The following is a 16,763-nucleotide window of genomic DNA, read 5'->3' as shown; positions in this document are numbered from 1 at the left end:
ATTATCACTGATTTTTTAAATTAATTTTTCTGTTGTTTGTATATATCATGCGTTTGAATTCAGGTTCTTCACCAAAATTTAATAATAACCCAACTTCAATTTCTGTCGCCTTTAAGTAATTCAATGTTTGAGCCACATGGACATTCATAAGTAATTCAGTCGCTTTTAATTCAACAATAACCTTATCTTCAACTATTAAATCGGCATAATACTCCCCAACAAGTTGTTTCCTAAAATATACTTTAATTTGTTTTTGAGCTTCTACTTTAAACCCTTTATTCTTTAATTCAAAATACATTGCATTTTGGTACACCTTTTCAAGAAACCCAGATCCAAGTTGATTATATACATCAAAGTATATTTTTAAGACTGCATCGGTAATTGTTTTATGTAATAAAGTAGTCATAATAATCCGTGTAAATCTGTAAAATCCGTTTTATCCGTGGCTAAAAACAAAAGTACTCAACAATCGCAATACTTCGGTTATTTCTTGTTCTGAATTGAAGCTGTGCAAACAAAACCGTAAGCGTTCTTGCCCTTCTGGAACAGTAGGAGACAAGATGGGTTTCACATCAAACCCCTTACTTTGCAGTTGTTGTGCTATGCCTTTGACTCTTTCATTCCCCGGAATTATAGCCGATTGAATAGCCGATTTACTTCGAACAAACAACGGTTTTAAACTCAACCGATTCTTTTCTTGATTGAAATGAGCGATGTTATTTTTTAATAGTTGTTGGCTATCCGTTGCTTTCTCCAACTGCTCGTAAGCGGTCAAAATAGTCGCAACCGAATGGGGTGATAAACCCGTTGTATAGATAAAACTCCGAGCAAAATTAACCAAATAACTTTTTAAATCCTCTCCTCCTAGAATGGCAGCTCCATGGCAACCCAATCCTTTGCCAAAAGTCATGATTCGAGCAAAAACAGTTTCTTGTAAATTTAGACTTTGCACCAACCCTTCTCCTTTTTCGCCTAAAACTCCCAAAGCATGTGCCTCATCAACCACTACATAGGCTTTGTGTTTTTCAGCCAATTGGACTAATTCTTCCAAATTAGGCGTATCACCATCCATTGAAAAAACCGATTCGGTAACAATATAAATAGTCGTATCCGGATGTCGAACTAACAATCGTTCTAAATCTTCCAAGTCATTGTGTTGGAATTTATAGGCTTTTGCATTCGATAATTGGATTCCGTCACGAATGGACGCATGACACAATTCATCGTACAAAATCAAATCTCCTTTTTGAGGAACGGCACTAAAAAATCCCACATTCGCATCATATCCCGAATTGAAAATTAAGGCTGCTGGTGCTTGGTGAAATTGAGCAATATAGTCTTCAGCAGTATGATAAACAGTATGATTCCCCGAAAGCAGTCGGGAACCGGTAGCGCCATTTTGTTTCTGATTATGGTCTAACAAATACTGATGTGTAGCTTCAAAAATTACACTGGAATTGGAAAAACCCAAATAATCATTCGAAGCAAAATCAACCAAGCCAGAAGCTTTTGGCAACTGCCTTAGTGCGTTGTTTTGCAACCGAAGTGCTAATTTATCTGAAAGAGTTACAGGTAATTTTTTCATACTCGACAAAAATAAGGCAATTTTTTGATCTTTTGGTTTCTTGAAATTTAGAAACTTGTATGATTGGAAAAATCGAAATCGGTTTCGATTTTGGAATCACTTTGTTTTTGTTAAAAAAATGTTAAAATAGAATCTTAAAAGGGCAAGCCAATCAAATAGTTTTCTACTTTCGGCACAATGAAAAGAATAGCCACCCTTTTTTTAATCGTAACCTTGTTCTATAACATGATAGGTTATTATTTAATGTTTGCTTACCAAGAACAGCAAGCATGGGTAGCGCGTATGGAAAAAACGAGTCATACTGATTTTCGTGTAATGCGTTTGAATGCTTCTTTGTATTCCTTCGCCGATGATACCGAATTTGAAGAAGTGAATGAAGATGTAATTATCAATAACAAAAGCTATCACATCTTTAAAAAACAAGTAAAAGACAATGTTTTGAGTTTGTATTACTTGCCTAATACCAACGAAAATACAGTTAGTAAAGACTTGAATGACATTGTGGATAATCAATTATTCAATAGTGGATCTTCGAAAGATTCTCCAGTAAAAAAATTATTAAAATCGTTTATCAAAGATTATATCGACAATCCTGAAGTGAGCATTCCTATGCAAACAAAAGCAGTTGCTTCTATTAGTTTATTCACAACCAATGGAGTTGACTTTACTAATCCAGGACATCTTTCCTTACCTTATTCCCCTCCGGATTTTATTTAATTTTCGGTTTTAACCCATTTACGAATTGATTGATTTTTCAGCAGGAATAGTTGTATTTATATGACTAATACAAGTGCATTTGAAATCAAATATTTTAATACATTTTCATCATTGGTAAATTGGTGTAAACCTTTGGCGTAAACCCTTTTTTAAGGGTAATTCTACACGTCTAATTCATTATTACATTTTCTATTTATTTTTCTTAAAAATAAATATTCTATTGAGCTATCCTAAATTAATAGGAAGCTTATGCCTACTCTAATTCTCAGAAAAATAGAGTACAGAATATTCATTTTTAAGACCCAACCAATTACTAAAAAAATGAAAAAAATTTACTTCTGTTGCCTACTATTAGGCTCTTTATTCGCCAACGCTCAAACCGAAATCGACGGTATTATGATGAGTAAAAATCAACTTTGTACCGGAGCAGTCTATCAGTACAGTGCTTGGAACAACTATTGGGAAGGCAGCTTCAAAAGAGACAATCAAAATTTAGGAACAGTCTCGAATAACAATATCAGCGTAAATGCTAACTATGGTCTTTCTGATAAATTGAACGTTATTGTGAGTTTGCCTTATATTACTAGCAAGGCTTCTGCAGGTACTTTAAAAGGGCAAAATGGATTGCAAGATTTTTCAGCAACGGTGAAATACATGCCAATCGAAAAGACTATTGGAGGAGCTACTTATTCTTTATACACTATTGCAGGGATTTCGATTCCAACAACAAACTATGCTGCTGACTTTCTACCATTAAGCATTGGTTTACAAAGTAGAACAGGAACTTTTCGTTTGATGGGAGATTATCAAAGAGGTCACTTTTTCACCACGCTATCTGGTGCTTATTTAAAAAGAGCTAAAATTACAATTGATCGAAATGCCTATTTCACAACCGAAATGGTTTATTCTAATGAGGTAGTCATGCCTGATGTAATCAATGTTAATTTTAGAATGGGGTATCGTTCTAATCGTTTGATTGCCGAAGCTATTGTAGATAATCAAGTGACTCAAGGTGGTTTTGATATTACAAAAAACAATATGCCATTTCCTAGCAATACTATGAATGCACTTAAAGTTGGTGTTCATACCAAGTATACTTTCCCTAAAAAAGAAGCGCTATCAATTGTAGGCGGATTCAATCGTGTCCTAGACGGACGTAATGTAGGTCAAACGAATACTGTATACGCAGGATTCTTTTATATCATCAACTTCAATACAAAATAAAATGAAAAATATAATTATAACTCTTTTTGGCTTTATTTCATTAGCCCTACTTTCTTCTTGCAGCAATGAAATTTATGATCGTTCTGAAAGCTATCCATCGCTAATTTCTTCTAATAAAGATGATTTAGCAGGGACTTGGCGAACAATTTTACTATCTGCTCCAGACGAATTCAGCTTAGATGCTCCTATAGCGACTACAAATGCTTCCTTTACTAGAGAATTAAACGAAATTAAAAGCTATCAAGCCAATATTACCGATGAACAAAAAGCTATTATTAAATATTGGAGTGCTGGAAGTGTTTTACGCTGGAACGAGATTATGCGCACCTTAGTTGCCAGACATAATCTACCACCCTATCAAAATGCAGATGGAAGTTATCCAACTCCTTCCGCAGCTAATCCATTTGCAAACACCCCTTTCCCTTTTTCAAATCCGCCATATGCCGCACGTGCTTATGCCTACGTAAGTGCAGCTCAATATGATGCTTTGGTAGCTGCCTGGCATTATAAAAAATTATATAATCGAGTGGCCCCGTATGTAGCAGATAACACCTTAAATGTGTTAATTCCAAAGAGCAGCTTGCCTTCTTATCCATCTGAAGACGGCGTATTGGCGGGAGTTACAGTAGAATTGTTAAAATTATTATTTCCTACTGAAATTGCGTATATCGACGGAAAAGCAGAGGAAGAAAAATTATATCGCATTATCAGTGGGGCTAACGTACGAAGTGATGTGGAAGCCGGAATTACCTTGGGTAGAAAGATTGCTGCAAAATACATTTCAAGAGCGGCTGGTGACGGGATGGGAGCTGCTGTAGGAAATCAGACCATTTGGACACAGCTACAAACCCAAACAACTGCTACAGGAGAAACGCCTTGGTTGTCTTTGGATTTACCTGTTAGACCTCCTATGTTGCCTTTATTTGGAAATGTTCGTTCGTTTTTAATGTCATCATCTGATGTAGTAGCAAGTCGTCCTGTACCGCCTCCGTCAACGAGATCAACCCAATTTGCTACGGAATTAGCAGAAGTAAAATCATTCAGTCAAAATGCGACTAGAAAACAAATGGAAATTGTTACGTTTTGGGCTGACGGAGTGGGAACTTATACTCCTCCTGGACATTGGAATGCTATTGCTGCTGATGCTTTCGTACCACAAAATTATAGCGAAGTACGTTGGGCTAGAAATATGGCTCTGCTAAACCTTTCTTTAATGGATGCGGCTATCAGTTGTTGGGATGCTAAATATTACTATTTTAATCCAAGACCGACACAAATGGATTCCTCTATAAAAACGTTAACTGGTGTTCCAAATTTTCCAGCCTATGTATCCGGGCATTCTACTTTTAGTGGAGCGGCAGCTACTGTATTATCACATATAATTCCTGCTAAAGCAGAAGAATTCAAAGCTTTAGCAAAAGACGCATCCAACTCACGTTTGTTTGGGGCCATTCATTATAGAAGTGATTGTGAAAAAGGATTGCTTTTAGGTGAAACTGTTGGTGGATTTGCAGTTACAAGAGCCCGTATTGACGGTGCAGAATAAATCATACTTAAGTTGAAAATTTTAATACGTGGTTTGTTTTATTTTCAACTAATCTCAAGCAAATATCTAGTATTTGCTTGAGATTAAATTAAATACAAATTTTTAAAAATATACTCCTATGACACAATTATTTAATTCATTTTATTTTTCATTTAGCGAAAAAATAGAAAAACACAGTGTTATCATAATGCGTATTGCCTTAGCTATTGTTTACATTTGGTTTGGCGGTTTAAAAATAATTGGACTAAGTCCCGCTGGGGATCTGGTAGAACACACTGTTTTTTGGTTCAAACCGGAAATATTTATTCCTGTACTTGGAATCTGCGAGGTACTAATTGGTTTGGGACTATTAATTAAACGATTTGTACCTATTACTGTTTTGTTATTGTTGCTACACATGGTAGCTACTATTTTCCCTCTTTTTATACTAACAGATGCTTGTTTTGATGCTTTCCCCTATCGTCCGACTTTAGTTGGTCAATACATTATCAAAAACTTAGTGTTAGTTGCAGGAGCTTTAGTCATTGCAGGGAAACACAATAAAAAGTATTGCACTCAAAAACTATAAGTATCAAAAACAAAAAAGCCTAACAAATGTTAGGCTTTTTTTATACAATCAAATTCGTATTAGTCTGCTAATAGAATTACTTTATTATCTTTCATTTCGATTGTTCCTGACTCTACTGCTAAAGTATACAATTGGTCATTTACTCTCGTTAATTTAGATGCTGCTTCTTTAGAAAGCGTAAAACTTGGCGCTGCAATTTTTACTGTACCTTTCTTAAGCAAAGAAACAATTGGCGCGTGATTATTCAAGATTTGAAAATCTCCATCTACTCCTGGAAGGTACAATGACGTAATCTCTCCTGAAAATAACTTTGCCTCTGGTGATACTATTTCTAAAATCATTTTTTAATAATTGATAATTAATAATTGACAATGGATAATTAATTGTCAATTATCAATTGTTAATTGCACATTTACTATGCTTCTGCCAACATTTTTTCTCCAGCCTCAATAGCTTGTTCAATAGTCCCTTTAAGGTTGAAAGCTGCTTCTGGCAAGTGATCTAATTCACCATCAATAATCATATTAAATCCTTTGATAGTATCTTTAATGTCAACTAATACCCCTGGAATTCCTGTAAATTGCTCAGCAACGTGGAATGGTTGAGATAAGAAACGTTGTACACGACGTGCTCTAGATACAGATAGTTTGTCTTCTTCAGACAACTCTTCCATACCAAGGATTGCGATAATATCTTGTAATTGTTTGTATTTTTGAAGAATCTCTTTTACTCTTTGCGCACAGTCATAGTGCTCATCTCCTAAAATTTGTGGCGTTAGGATTCTTGAAGTAGAATCTAACGGATCCACCGCTGGATAAATACCTAACTCAGCAATTTTACGAGACAATACAGTTGTTGCATCTAAGTGAGCAAATGTAGTTGCTGGTGCCGGGTCAGTTAAGTCATCCGCAGGAACGTAAACCGCTTGAACAGAAGTGATAGATCCTTTGTTTGTAGAAGTAATACGCTCTTGCATAGCCCCCATTTCAGTTGCTAATGTTGGTTGGTATCCTACTGCAGATGGCATACGACCTAAAAGTGCCGATACCTCAGAACCTGCTTGTGTAAAACGGAAGATATTATCCACAAAGAACAATACATCTTTACCTTGATCAGATCCAGCTCCATCACGGAAATACTCAGCGATAGATAATCCAGAAAGTGCTACACGAGCACGAGCTCCTGGTGGCTCATTCATTTGTCCGAAAACGAAAGTAGCTTTTGACTCTCTCATTCCTGGCATATCTACTTTAGACAAATCCCATCCTCCATTTTCCATAGAGTGCATGAAATCTTCTCCGTATTTAATAATTCCTGACTCTAACATCTCACGAAGCAAGTCATTTCCTTCACGTGTTCTTTCTCCTACTCCTGCGAATACTGAAAGTCCACCGTGACCTTTTGCAATATTGTTAATCAACTCTTGAATCAATACTGTCTTACCTACTCCAGCACCACCAAACAATCCAATTTTACCTCCTTTTGCATAAGGCTCAATCAAATCGATTACTTTAATACCTGTAAATAAAACTTCAGAAGAAGTTGATAAATCTTCGAATTTTGGAGCCGATCTATGGATTGACAATCCATTTTCTCCTGTTTTAGGCAAGTTTCCTAAACCATCAATTGCATCTCCAATTACGTTGAATAAACGTCCGTAAACATCTGGACCAATTGGCATTTGGATTGGATTCCCTGTACCTACTACTTCATAACCTCTGCTCAAACCATCTGTTGAATCCATCGAAATAGTACGAACGGTATTTTCACCAATATGTGATTGTACTTCTAGAACTAAGATTGTTCCATCTTTTCTTGTGATTTCTAACGAATCATAAATTTTTGGAAGTTCTACATCTTTACCGTTGAAAACAACATCAACTACTGGACCAATGATTTGGGCAACTTTTCCTATTACTTTAGACATTACTTATGTATTTATTAAATAGCTATTTAGGTTTATGAAATTCACTTAACCGAGAGTCGCCGATTAAATGCTTTTTTTCAGAGTGCAAAGATAATTTTTAAAATATAAAATCAATAATTTTTTTATAAAAAATCAGGATAATTTTACTTACAAACAAAAAACCACTACACAAATGCAGTGGTTTTTTGATTTATTATAATAAATGGATTCTATTACAAACTAGCAGGGAATAAAATTCTGTAATTGCCTAGATCTACTTTTTTCAAAGTCGAAGAATATTTTGTATTGATAGCTTCAATAAAAGCATTAGCAATTAATGCATAACCTCTAGGGCTTGGATGTACTCCATCCAAAGAAAAAGAACCTCCAAAAACATACGTAGCTGTCATTGTAAAATTATTACTCACTATTCCTGTAGTTGACAATTTATCCATAATCGCTTTAGCATCAACAAAAGCCAACCCTTTTGAATCAGCAATTGCTCTGATACTTGTATTGTAAGCATCTGTAGCAATTTTAATTTCAGCTGTTTCAGAAGGAATTAACACATGTGCATCTTGTAAAGGAAAAGTAATCCCAAATTTATTTAATGGCGATGGTGGCGCAATACCTAATCCTGAAGTAGTTGCAGTTGGCGCAGCTCCAATAACAGATTGTGTTGGCAACAATACTAAATCAGTAGCTGTAGCCTGACGAGCTTGGCCAAAAACGGCTCCGTAAAAAGCAGCTGTTTGCGCCCCTAAAGAAGGAGTAAAAGCAGCTGTTAATTGAGCCGATAAATTCGTTAAAGATTCGTCTTTAATCAAAAGAGGATTCGCTACAGTTGTAGAAAGTAAGTTAATTCTATCTCCCGCACCAAAAACAGTCAATACCTGTTTTAGGGGACCATATAATTGTGTATTTAAGGCAGAAATAGTTGCTTGGCCTACAGCTACATTTCCTCCACCAAGAACTGATGTAGATAATGGATTAATAGGCACTGTTGTAAAATAAGGCAAAGTAGATACATAAGGTAAATTAGCCACAACTCCTTTAGCACCATTAGCAGTCAAATTTGTAATCAAAGCATTATACGCGTAAGCAAAAACCCCTGGATCTGTAATATCATTTGAAGCGTAAGTTGCTGCATTATTGTTTCCTGTTTGGTTTACTCCAACACCTCCAGAAGTAGCATAACCTAATACGTCATTACCGCCAATCCATAGAGAAAAGAAGGTTGGCGCTTGCGCTACAGCATCAGATAAAACAGTAGAAGTCGCTGAGGTTGCAAAACGAGCATAATATGGATTAGCTAATCCTGCTGCAACACCAGCCACATTTCCATAACCCGCAGCAACTAAATGATAACTTTTAGCACCAGGCACTCCTAAATTATTAAAAGGCCCAGTTAACTTAGTTGCTATATTAGTTGATGGCGCTCCTGAAACAGCTACTGGAGCTGCTCCATTGAAATACAAACGTTGTCCTGCAACAAGATTTCCACCTAATAAAAGTCCACCTACATTATCAGCCATAAAAGGCGTACTAAATGTACCACCTCCAGCTGCAGCAAATTGTTGAGAAAGGACATTAGGATAAGCTCCTTTTTGACCTTCAATAAACAAAGCACCATCGCTATAACCAGCAGCGAAAGAATCTCCTAAAGCTATATATTTTGAAAAATTAGCTGTTCCTGCTGAAACTGGTTCTTCAACAACAACATCGTCATCATTAGTACAAGCTACAAAGGTCAACGAAACCAGAAATAGCCATTTGAAATTTTTTATCATGATTGTATTTTTTTAAAAAATTATTAAATCAATTATGGATTAATTGTCCATGAAGCAAAATATTGTTGACCTATTGATCCTGCTCCTAACACCTGTGTATATTCTTTACCACCAATGTTAGCTGCTCCAATTTTAAGCGTAGACTTCAGTTTTGGCATGTTGTAATTCACTTGCGCATCAATTACTGTAGCCGATTTAATTATTCCATCTACCATTGTAGATTGCCATAAGTATTCACTATTCCATCTTCCACTTACATTAAATCCAAAATTATCGAATAATTTTTCGTTTCCGAATGACGCTTTTACTCTATGTTTTGGAGTGTTAAATCCAGCTTCAAAACTAGGATCTTGAGATTGATCAAAATTAAATTCAGCATAATTATAATTAACGCCTACTTCAAAATCTTTGTACACTTTTTTAGCCAATCCTAAACCAAAACCAAGAGATTTAATTTCTACACCCGTATTCGTATACAACTGGAATGCTCTATAATTTCCGTTTTGTAAGGCATGTAAAGACTGTGTTCCTAAATCAGTTGCACCACCTGCAGGATTTGGAGCATCTTGTGCTTTACCATATAATGGGGCTACTACATTTAAGTTCCCAATAAAGTTATTATAGGTATTATAATATCCATTGATGTCAACCGACATGTCTTTGATAAATGAACGGTATCCTATCTCAAAAGCTTTAACTTCTTCTGGTTTCACAAACGCTAAATTTGTTTTTTTCAATAAAGCTGGATTCCCTGTTGCTGTAAGAGCTCCAACTGAAGCTGCAGTATATGAGTTGTTGTAAGCATTCAAACCAGTAATATTAACCGATGTTCCACCTGCAAAAAACTGTCCCGTTGTAGTCGAAACAGGTAATGTTTCTTTGTATCTAGTCAAATTGTCTGGTGCTGACCCTAACAAGATTGCGCTACCTACATTAAACCCAATGTATTGATCTTGAGTGGATGGATTTCTAAAACCTGTTTGAAAAGAAGCTCTAAAATTATGCTTTCTGCTTTCGCCTCCTGAATACACAAAAGAAACTCTTGGTGAAACATTACCATCAAAATTTTTAGATTTATCATAACGAACAGAACCTGTAAATTTCAATCTGTCGTCCATTAATTTTTTAGTTAACTGAGTGTAAGCACCATATTCGTTGTAATTGATTGGTCCAGACGCATCAGTATAAATTCTACCATGAGAATTCAATTGATATGCTCTATAAGAACCTCCAACTTGAATTTCTGCAAATTTGATAATATCTTTAAAGTTATAATTGGCATCTGAATGGTAAATTCGAGAATTATCAACTAATTTTGATCCAGACAATACGCTTGCTTCATTAGTTACTTGATCAAAAGCACTTTTGAAACCAGCTGTTCCAGGTAATAATCTTCCGGTATCTGCAACTGTTCTTGCTACTTTGTGCGCATTTTCTGGAGTCATCCCTCCTAAAGTAGATTGAATATAAGCTCCTGCATATTCTCCAAACCATTGACTATCTGCTTTCCATTTACGGTTAACATTAATCCCTGTAAACAACATATCATACGACTTCCCTCCGTCTTCTGTAGTAGTATAACCTCTTAAGAAGAAATTTTTACCTTTGAATTCTAATTTATGCTGTTGCATAAAAAAATTGTTCAAGTAATATCTATTGGCGCCTTGGTAAACGGCATTTCCAAAACCAAATTTACTTTGCCATATTACCTCTAAATTTTCATTCCCAAAAGGTCTTACATGTAATGAGAAATCAATTTTCGTATTAGATGCTTTGTTATCTGTTAAATCAACCTCATTGTATCCCGTTCTACTCACATTAGTACTTGGTAATAAATTAACTGCTCCAGCAGGAATTCTTCCCAATGAAGCCAATGCATTACCAACTCCTTTTAAATTAGTAGAAACTTCATCTCCGTACACATTAATTCCATCATAATTGATATGACTTCTATCTCTTCCTAAAGTTGTTTTATCATCATAATTAGTCGCATACCAATCGGTCGCTTTCATATAAGTAAAATTAGCTTTGGCAGCAAAATAAGGATTGAACGCTTTTGCCATACGTATTCCATAATCTACATAATCGTTAACACCTGCTGCTTGCTGACTTGTTTGACCATATTTAGCATAAGCTCTGATTCCTTGGCTTGTAAATGGGCTTTTACTGTTCATAAACAAAATCCCATTGAATGCATTCGCTCCATATAAAGCAGATGATGCTCCAGGCAACAGTTCAACACTCTGAACATCAATCTCAGAAACACCAATCATATTACCAATCACGAAGTTCAACAACGGAGAGGAGTTGTCCATTCCGTCTACTAATTGCATGAAACGAACATTAGCAACTGTAGCAAAACCTCTAGTGTTGATCGATTTGAACGACATACTACTAGTGTTCATTTGAACTTCTTTCAAGTTTTCTAATCCTTCATAAAAAGTGGCAGAAGCCGTTTTCTTAATATCAGCAATCCCCATTCTCTCAATGGTTACAGGAGATTCTAATACACGCTCTGGTGTTCTTGAAGCCGAAACTACAATTTCATTTAATTTAGTTTCTTCATCTAAAAGTTTTACGATTACTTTTTGATTTGCTCCCGAAACCGTGATTTTTTTAGCTCCAAAACCTAAAGCTGTAATCTCTATTTGGTATGGGAATTTTTTTGATGTGCTTAAAATAAATTTTCCGTCAACATCACTAATTGTTCCTGAATTGTCTCCAACAACTTTAATATTGGCTCCTGGAATGGGTTGATTGTTACTGTCTGAAACAGAACCTGAAATTGAATTTTGAGCAAATGAAATGCTACAAAAAAACAAGGTCAAAAAAAGCAAGTATACTCTCATTGGTTAAAATTTTGTTGGTTTATGCGACCAAAATACAAATATTTTTGGCTATTATTAAAATTATAGGGTAAAAATTTCATATTTAATAACGATTCTTTCCATTTATAATTAATTGATAGTCTCCTTAATTAAACAATTAATAACAAATTGTTTCTTACGCAATTAAAAAGTCACGCTATACAAACAAAAATGAATAAATAGTAGAAAAAAAATTGCAATAACATCAAAATAAAAAAAGCAAGAAATATCTTGCTTTTTGTGTAGTTATTAAATTTTAATGTATTATTCCACGGTAACCGATTTAGCTAAATTTCTTGGCTGGTCTACATTACAGCCTCTCATAACCGCAATGTGGTACGACAACAACTGCAATGGAATTGTAGTGATTAATGGCGATAAAGCATCTGAAGTTTCCGGAATTTCAATCACATAATCAGCTAGTTCTCGAACTTGAGTGTCTCCTTTAGTCACAACAGCTATAATTCGACCACTTCTTGATTTAATTTCCTGAATATTACTTACAATTTTATCATAATGCCCTTGTTTTGGTGCAATTACAATTACTGGCATTTGCTCATCAATTAAAGCGATTGGTCCGTGTTTCATCTCAGCTGCAGGATACCCTTCAGCATGAATATAAGATATCTCTTTTAATTTTAATGCGCCTTCTAAAGCAACTGGAAAATTATACCCTCTCCCTAAGTACAAGCAATTGTGTGCCTCTTTAAATGTAGCTGCAATTTCTTTTGTGCTTTCATTCGTTTCCAAAGCTTCTTTTACTTTTTCAGGAATTATTTCTAATTCTTGCAGATACATGTGGAAGTCAGAGTTTGACAACGTTCCTTTGGCTTTAGCCAAACGCAACGCAATCATTGTCAATACTGTAATTTGAGTAGTAAATGCTTTTGTTGAAGCTACCCCAATCTCAGGTCCAGCGTGCGTATAAGCACCCGCGTGACTTTCTCTTGAGATTGAAGAACCAACCACATTACAAACGCCAAATACAAAAGCTCCGTGTTCTTTTGCCAATTTAATTGCTGCCATTGTATCAGCTGTTTCTCCTGATTGAGAAATAGCAATAACTACATCTTTGCTGCTAATAATTGGATTTCTATATCTGAATTCTGAAGCATATTCTACTTCAACTGGAATTCTTGTAAATTCTTCAAAAACATATTCAGCAACTAAACCTGCGTGCCATGAAGTTCCACAAGCCACTATGATGATTCGGTCGGCATTAAGAAATTTTTCCAAATTATCTTCCACACCAGCCATTTGAATTATTCCCTCATTGACATGTAATCTTCCTCTGTAGGTATCTTTGATTACACTAGGCTGCTCATAAATCTCTTTCAACATAAAATGATCATAACCCCCTTTTTCAATTTGTTCCAAATTCATTTGAAGCTCTTGAATATAAGGATCAACCAAAGTATCGTCTTTGATTTTTCTAATTTTCATTGGTTTGTGCAACCTAATATTAGCCATTTCGCCATCTTCTAAATAGATAGCATTTGAAGTATATTCAATAAATGGAGAAGCATCTGAAGCAATAAAATACTCTCCTTCTCCCACACCAATTGCTAGCGGACTCCCTAAACGAGCTGCAACAATTTCATCTGGATTTTTTTTGTCGAAAACAGCAATTGCATACGCCCCTACTACTTGATTTAAAGCAACTTGAACTGCTTTTCCTAATTTTAAATTTTCTTTGATTTGAATTTCTTCAATCAGATTAACTAATACTTCTGAATCCGTATCCGAATGGAAAACATATCCTCTTTTAAGCAACTCTTCTTTTAAAGGCGCATAATTTTCAATAATTCCATTGTGGATTATGGCTAAATCCCCTGAATTAGAAAGATGTGGATGTGAGTTAACATCATTGGGAACACCATGAGTAGCCCATCGTGTATGGCCTATTCCTATAGTGCCGTTGGTTGTAATCTCTGTTGCTGCTTTCGCTTCAAGATCAGACACTTTACCTTTAGTTTTGCACAGTTTCAATTCTTCTCCATCGTACAACATGACACCCGCGCTATCATAACCGCGGTATTCTAATCTTTTCAATCCTTTAATAACAATAGGATAAGCTTCTCTATAACCAATGTATCCAACTATTCCACACATAATCTGAGTCTAATTAGGTTTTGTATAATAAATTTGAAGTTTCAATCTTTTATCTTCCGGAACAGAAGGGTGACTTCCATAAAGAATTGTTCCAAGCGGATTCATAACAGATGATTTTGCCACTTTTGAAGAAAATGCATTTGCTGTTTTCAATTTTGAGAAAGAGGCGTCTGCAATATTTTCAGTAACCACTAAGCCTAATTTAACATTCGTCGAATCGGCATATTTTACTAAGTTTCTAATCTGATTGGTAATTCTAATTTTATAGGTTTGACCTCTTCCATTAGTAACCGCCTCTTTATTGATTAATCCACTAAAAACATATTTAGATTTTTTAGCATCAGAGGCATTTGTTACATCTAAATAATAATCAACTACTGGACGATTATTGGTTAAATCATATAAATAAACACGATTGGGTTCATTACTTGATGCCATTTTAGCAGCATCGATATGGAAAATCAGGTTAGCTTCATTAATCAACCAACCTTTACTTCGTATTAAATCTAACTCTCCTGGGGTTTTAAAAAGATCAATGACCGTCATAGCACCTTCTCCACCTTTCAAATACAAATTAGCATCTCCTGAAGCTGTATTAGGATTATTTACTGCATTTGTATAGGATGAATTTACATCTGTTTGATCTAATAGATTCACAGAGTTGCCTGTTAAATTAAGATCCATAGTTTTAGGAACCCTTGTTGTTACTCCATTGGTAACTAAATCTTCCGTATAGCTTATTGTAATTTTTCCCGCTTTAAAATTCATCAACGCCATACTGCCTGAACTTCCCGACACACTTTCTATTTTAAAATACAATCCTCTAAAATAATCTTTAAACACATCATTTGTAGCTAATTTAGAAGCAGGTGCACTCAGTATTTTAGATGCAAAAAAACTATTGTTTAATTTCAAACGCATGGCTGGCACAGAACGCGTAGTAGTAACTTTTCCGTCAGTGGCAGTAGTTTTTTGTACAATTTCTTTAGGGTCAAAAAAGAAAGCATCATTCTGAGACACACTAGTTGAATTATTCAAACGAGAACCTACTTTGGCATTTTCAAAAATAGCCGTTTGGTCTGTATAAAAGGATTGTGCTTCTTGAAATCCACTCGCTGGATCTAAGTCTCGCATATAATAATTCGATTCGTATATACTCAATTTTATGGGTGCTTGTGCTCCATAAATAGAATCCAATTCATACACATGACTACCATCAGTATTAGTTGATTTTAAAGTACTGAAATATGGTACTGATAAATACACACTATCTACAACTGCATTCGCGCCAATAGTAGGAGCTAAAGTTCCCAAATTTAATTGTGTTGCAAAATGAGCTGTTGTTTTACCAAAAGCAGGGTCATTATAAATCCCTAATGCATTTACAGCGAGATTACTCGCGTCAACTGGTCCTATTTTCTGATTATAGGCAACTACATTTGAAGTATATTGTAAAAAATCAAAATGATTATCTCCTAGTAAATCTGCACCAATCTCATTGTAATCTTTATCACAAGAATATAAGAAAAGAACACCAGCTACTATAAGTATTTTCTTAAAAAAAGAAGTATTGTACATGTTTTGTTTTAAAGTTTAATTTTTAAAGAACTTCATTTTTGTAGAAATTAGTATACGCTTCTGCAAATACTTCTTTCGATTGGAAAGGTAAAAAAGGTTTTCCTGAAGATTCTATAAATTTTGTTAAACTTGGCGATAGATTTTCAGAAGCAATAATAACTGCGTCTGAATGTTTTACAGTTGCTTTAATAATGTTTTCGTAATCAGGCACTTCCAAATCCAAAATAGACTCTAATGGTACATTATCAAATTTCACTTTGTTAATCATTTCTGCATCTAACGTTCCCTCAAATGATTGACTGTATACAGAAGTAACTATTTTAGTATCTGAAAATAAGGCTTCATTTTTATAAAAATGCTTCATGTAAATAGGCAACATTGCTGCCATCCAACCGTGAACATGAATAATATCCGGAACCCAATTCAATTTTTTAACCGTTTCTACTACTCCTTTTGCAAAGAAAATAGCACGTTCATCATTGTCTGGGTACAAGTTTCCTTCTTCGTCTGAAAATGTGGATTTTCTTTTGAAGTACTCATCATTATCAATAAAGTACACCTGTATTCTTTCCTTTGGAATTGATGCCACCTTGATAATCAATGGCATATCCAAATCATTTACTACCAAATTCATCCCTGAAAGTCGAATTACCTCATGCAATTGATGTCTTCTCTCATTGATATTTCCATATCTTGGCATAAAAATTCTAATCTGTCCGCCTTGATCATTAATCATTTTCGGCACATCGTAGGACATCAAAGAAACCTCATTTTCAGCAAGATAAGGAACTACTTCAGATGATACATATAATATCCTCTTGTCTTTCATATTATAATTTACTTAATTTTTTGGCAATAAAAACCGAGCAA

The 16,763-nt window shown here is 35.0% G+C and carries 13 protein-coding genes; 4 read left to right on the top strand and 9 right to left on the bottom strand.

Annotated features, from left to right (window positions below; all coding sequences use genetic code 11):
- Positions 1–4: 4 nt before the first annotated feature.
- A complete protein-coding gene (locus Q0L65_RS12940) occupies positions 5–406 on the bottom strand; it encodes a GxxExxY protein (RefSeq protein WP_296687065.1) in 402 nt (133 codons plus the stop codon).
- Positions 407–436: 30 nt separating this feature from the next.
- On the bottom strand, positions 437–1,585 hold the full coding sequence (locus tag Q0L65_RS12935) for an 8-amino-7-oxononanoate synthase (protein ID WP_296687063.1): 1,149 nt from the start codon (positions 1,583–1,585) through the stop codon (positions 437–439).
- A gap of 177 nt (positions 1,586–1,762) precedes the next feature.
- On the opposite strand from Q0L65_RS12935, the gene Q0L65_RS12930 reads away from it, so the two are divergent.
- From Q0L65_RS12930 to Q0L65_RS12915, 4 genes are all read left to right on the top strand, one after another.
- The gene (locus tag Q0L65_RS12930; protein ID WP_296687061.1) at positions 1,763–2,302 is read left to right on the top strand and encodes a hypothetical protein; all 540 of its coding nucleotides are present in this window, start codon (positions 1,763–1,765) and stop codon (positions 2,300–2,302) included.
- Between the two features lie 321 nt (positions 2,303–2,623).
- A complete protein-coding gene (locus Q0L65_RS12925; protein ID WP_296687058.1) occupies positions 2,624–3,526 on the top strand; it encodes a hypothetical protein in 903 nt (300 codons plus the stop codon).
- A 1-nt stretch (position 3,527) separates the two neighbouring features.
- On the top strand, positions 3,528–5,072 hold the full coding sequence (locus Q0L65_RS12920; RefSeq protein ID WP_296687055.1) for a phosphatase PAP2 family protein: 1,545 nt from the start codon (positions 3,528–3,530) through the stop codon (positions 5,070–5,072).
- A gap of 118 nt (positions 5,073–5,190) precedes the next feature.
- Complete coding sequence (locus Q0L65_RS12915; protein WP_296687053.1) at positions 5,191–5,640, top strand: DUF417 family protein; 450 nt, start codon at positions 5,191–5,193, stop codon at positions 5,638–5,640.
- Between the two features lie 59 nt (positions 5,641–5,699).
- Here Q0L65_RS12915 and Q0L65_RS12910 read toward each other — a convergent pair whose 3' ends face one another.
- The 7 genes from Q0L65_RS12910 to Q0L65_RS12880 form a co-directional block, all read right to left on the bottom strand.
- On the bottom strand, positions 5,700–5,981 hold the full coding sequence (locus Q0L65_RS12910; protein WP_296687051.1) for a F0F1 ATP synthase subunit epsilon: 282 nt from the start codon (positions 5,979–5,981) through the stop codon (positions 5,700–5,702).
- Between the two features lie 74 nt (positions 5,982–6,055).
- Entirely contained in the window at positions 6,056–7,567 is a 1,512-nt protein-coding gene (atpD, locus tag Q0L65_RS12905) for a F0F1 ATP synthase subunit beta (protein WP_296687048.1), read from the bottom strand.
- Positions 7,568–7,779: 212 nt separating this feature from the next.
- A complete protein-coding gene (locus Q0L65_RS12900) occupies positions 7,780–9,336 on the bottom strand; it encodes a G-D-S-L family lipolytic protein (RefSeq protein WP_296687042.1) in 1,557 nt (518 codons plus the stop codon).
- Between the two features lie 32 nt (positions 9,337–9,368).
- Complete coding sequence (locus Q0L65_RS12895; protein WP_296687039.1) at positions 9,369–12,185, bottom strand: TonB-dependent receptor; 2,817 nt, start codon at positions 12,183–12,185, stop codon at positions 9,369–9,371.
- A gap of 282 nt (positions 12,186–12,467) precedes the next feature.
- Positions 12,468–14,315 carry a glutamine--fructose-6-phosphate transaminase (isomerizing) gene (glmS, locus tag Q0L65_RS12890; protein WP_296687036.1) on the bottom strand — a complete coding sequence of 616 codons (1,848 nt, stop codon included), beginning with the start codon at positions 14,313–14,315 and terminating at the stop codon, positions 12,468–12,470.
- A gap of 9 nt (positions 14,316–14,324) precedes the next feature.
- Entirely contained in the window at positions 14,325–15,893 is a 1,569-nt protein-coding gene (locus tag Q0L65_RS12885) for a DUF4270 domain-containing protein (RefSeq protein WP_296687034.1), read from the bottom strand.
- A 22-nt stretch (positions 15,894–15,915) separates the two neighbouring features.
- Positions 15,916–16,722, bottom strand: a complete 807-nt coding sequence (locus Q0L65_RS12880; RefSeq protein WP_296687032.1) for a glycogen/starch synthase — start codon at positions 16,720–16,722, stop codon at positions 15,916–15,918.
- Positions 16,723–16,763: the final 41 nt, after the last annotated feature.

It is taken from the genome of Flavobacterium sp. (assembly GCF_024642105.1).
Classification (GTDB): domain Bacteria; phylum Bacteroidota; class Bacteroidia; order Flavobacteriales; family Flavobacteriaceae; genus Flavobacterium.
This window is presented reverse-complemented; position numbering and strand designations above follow the sequence as displayed.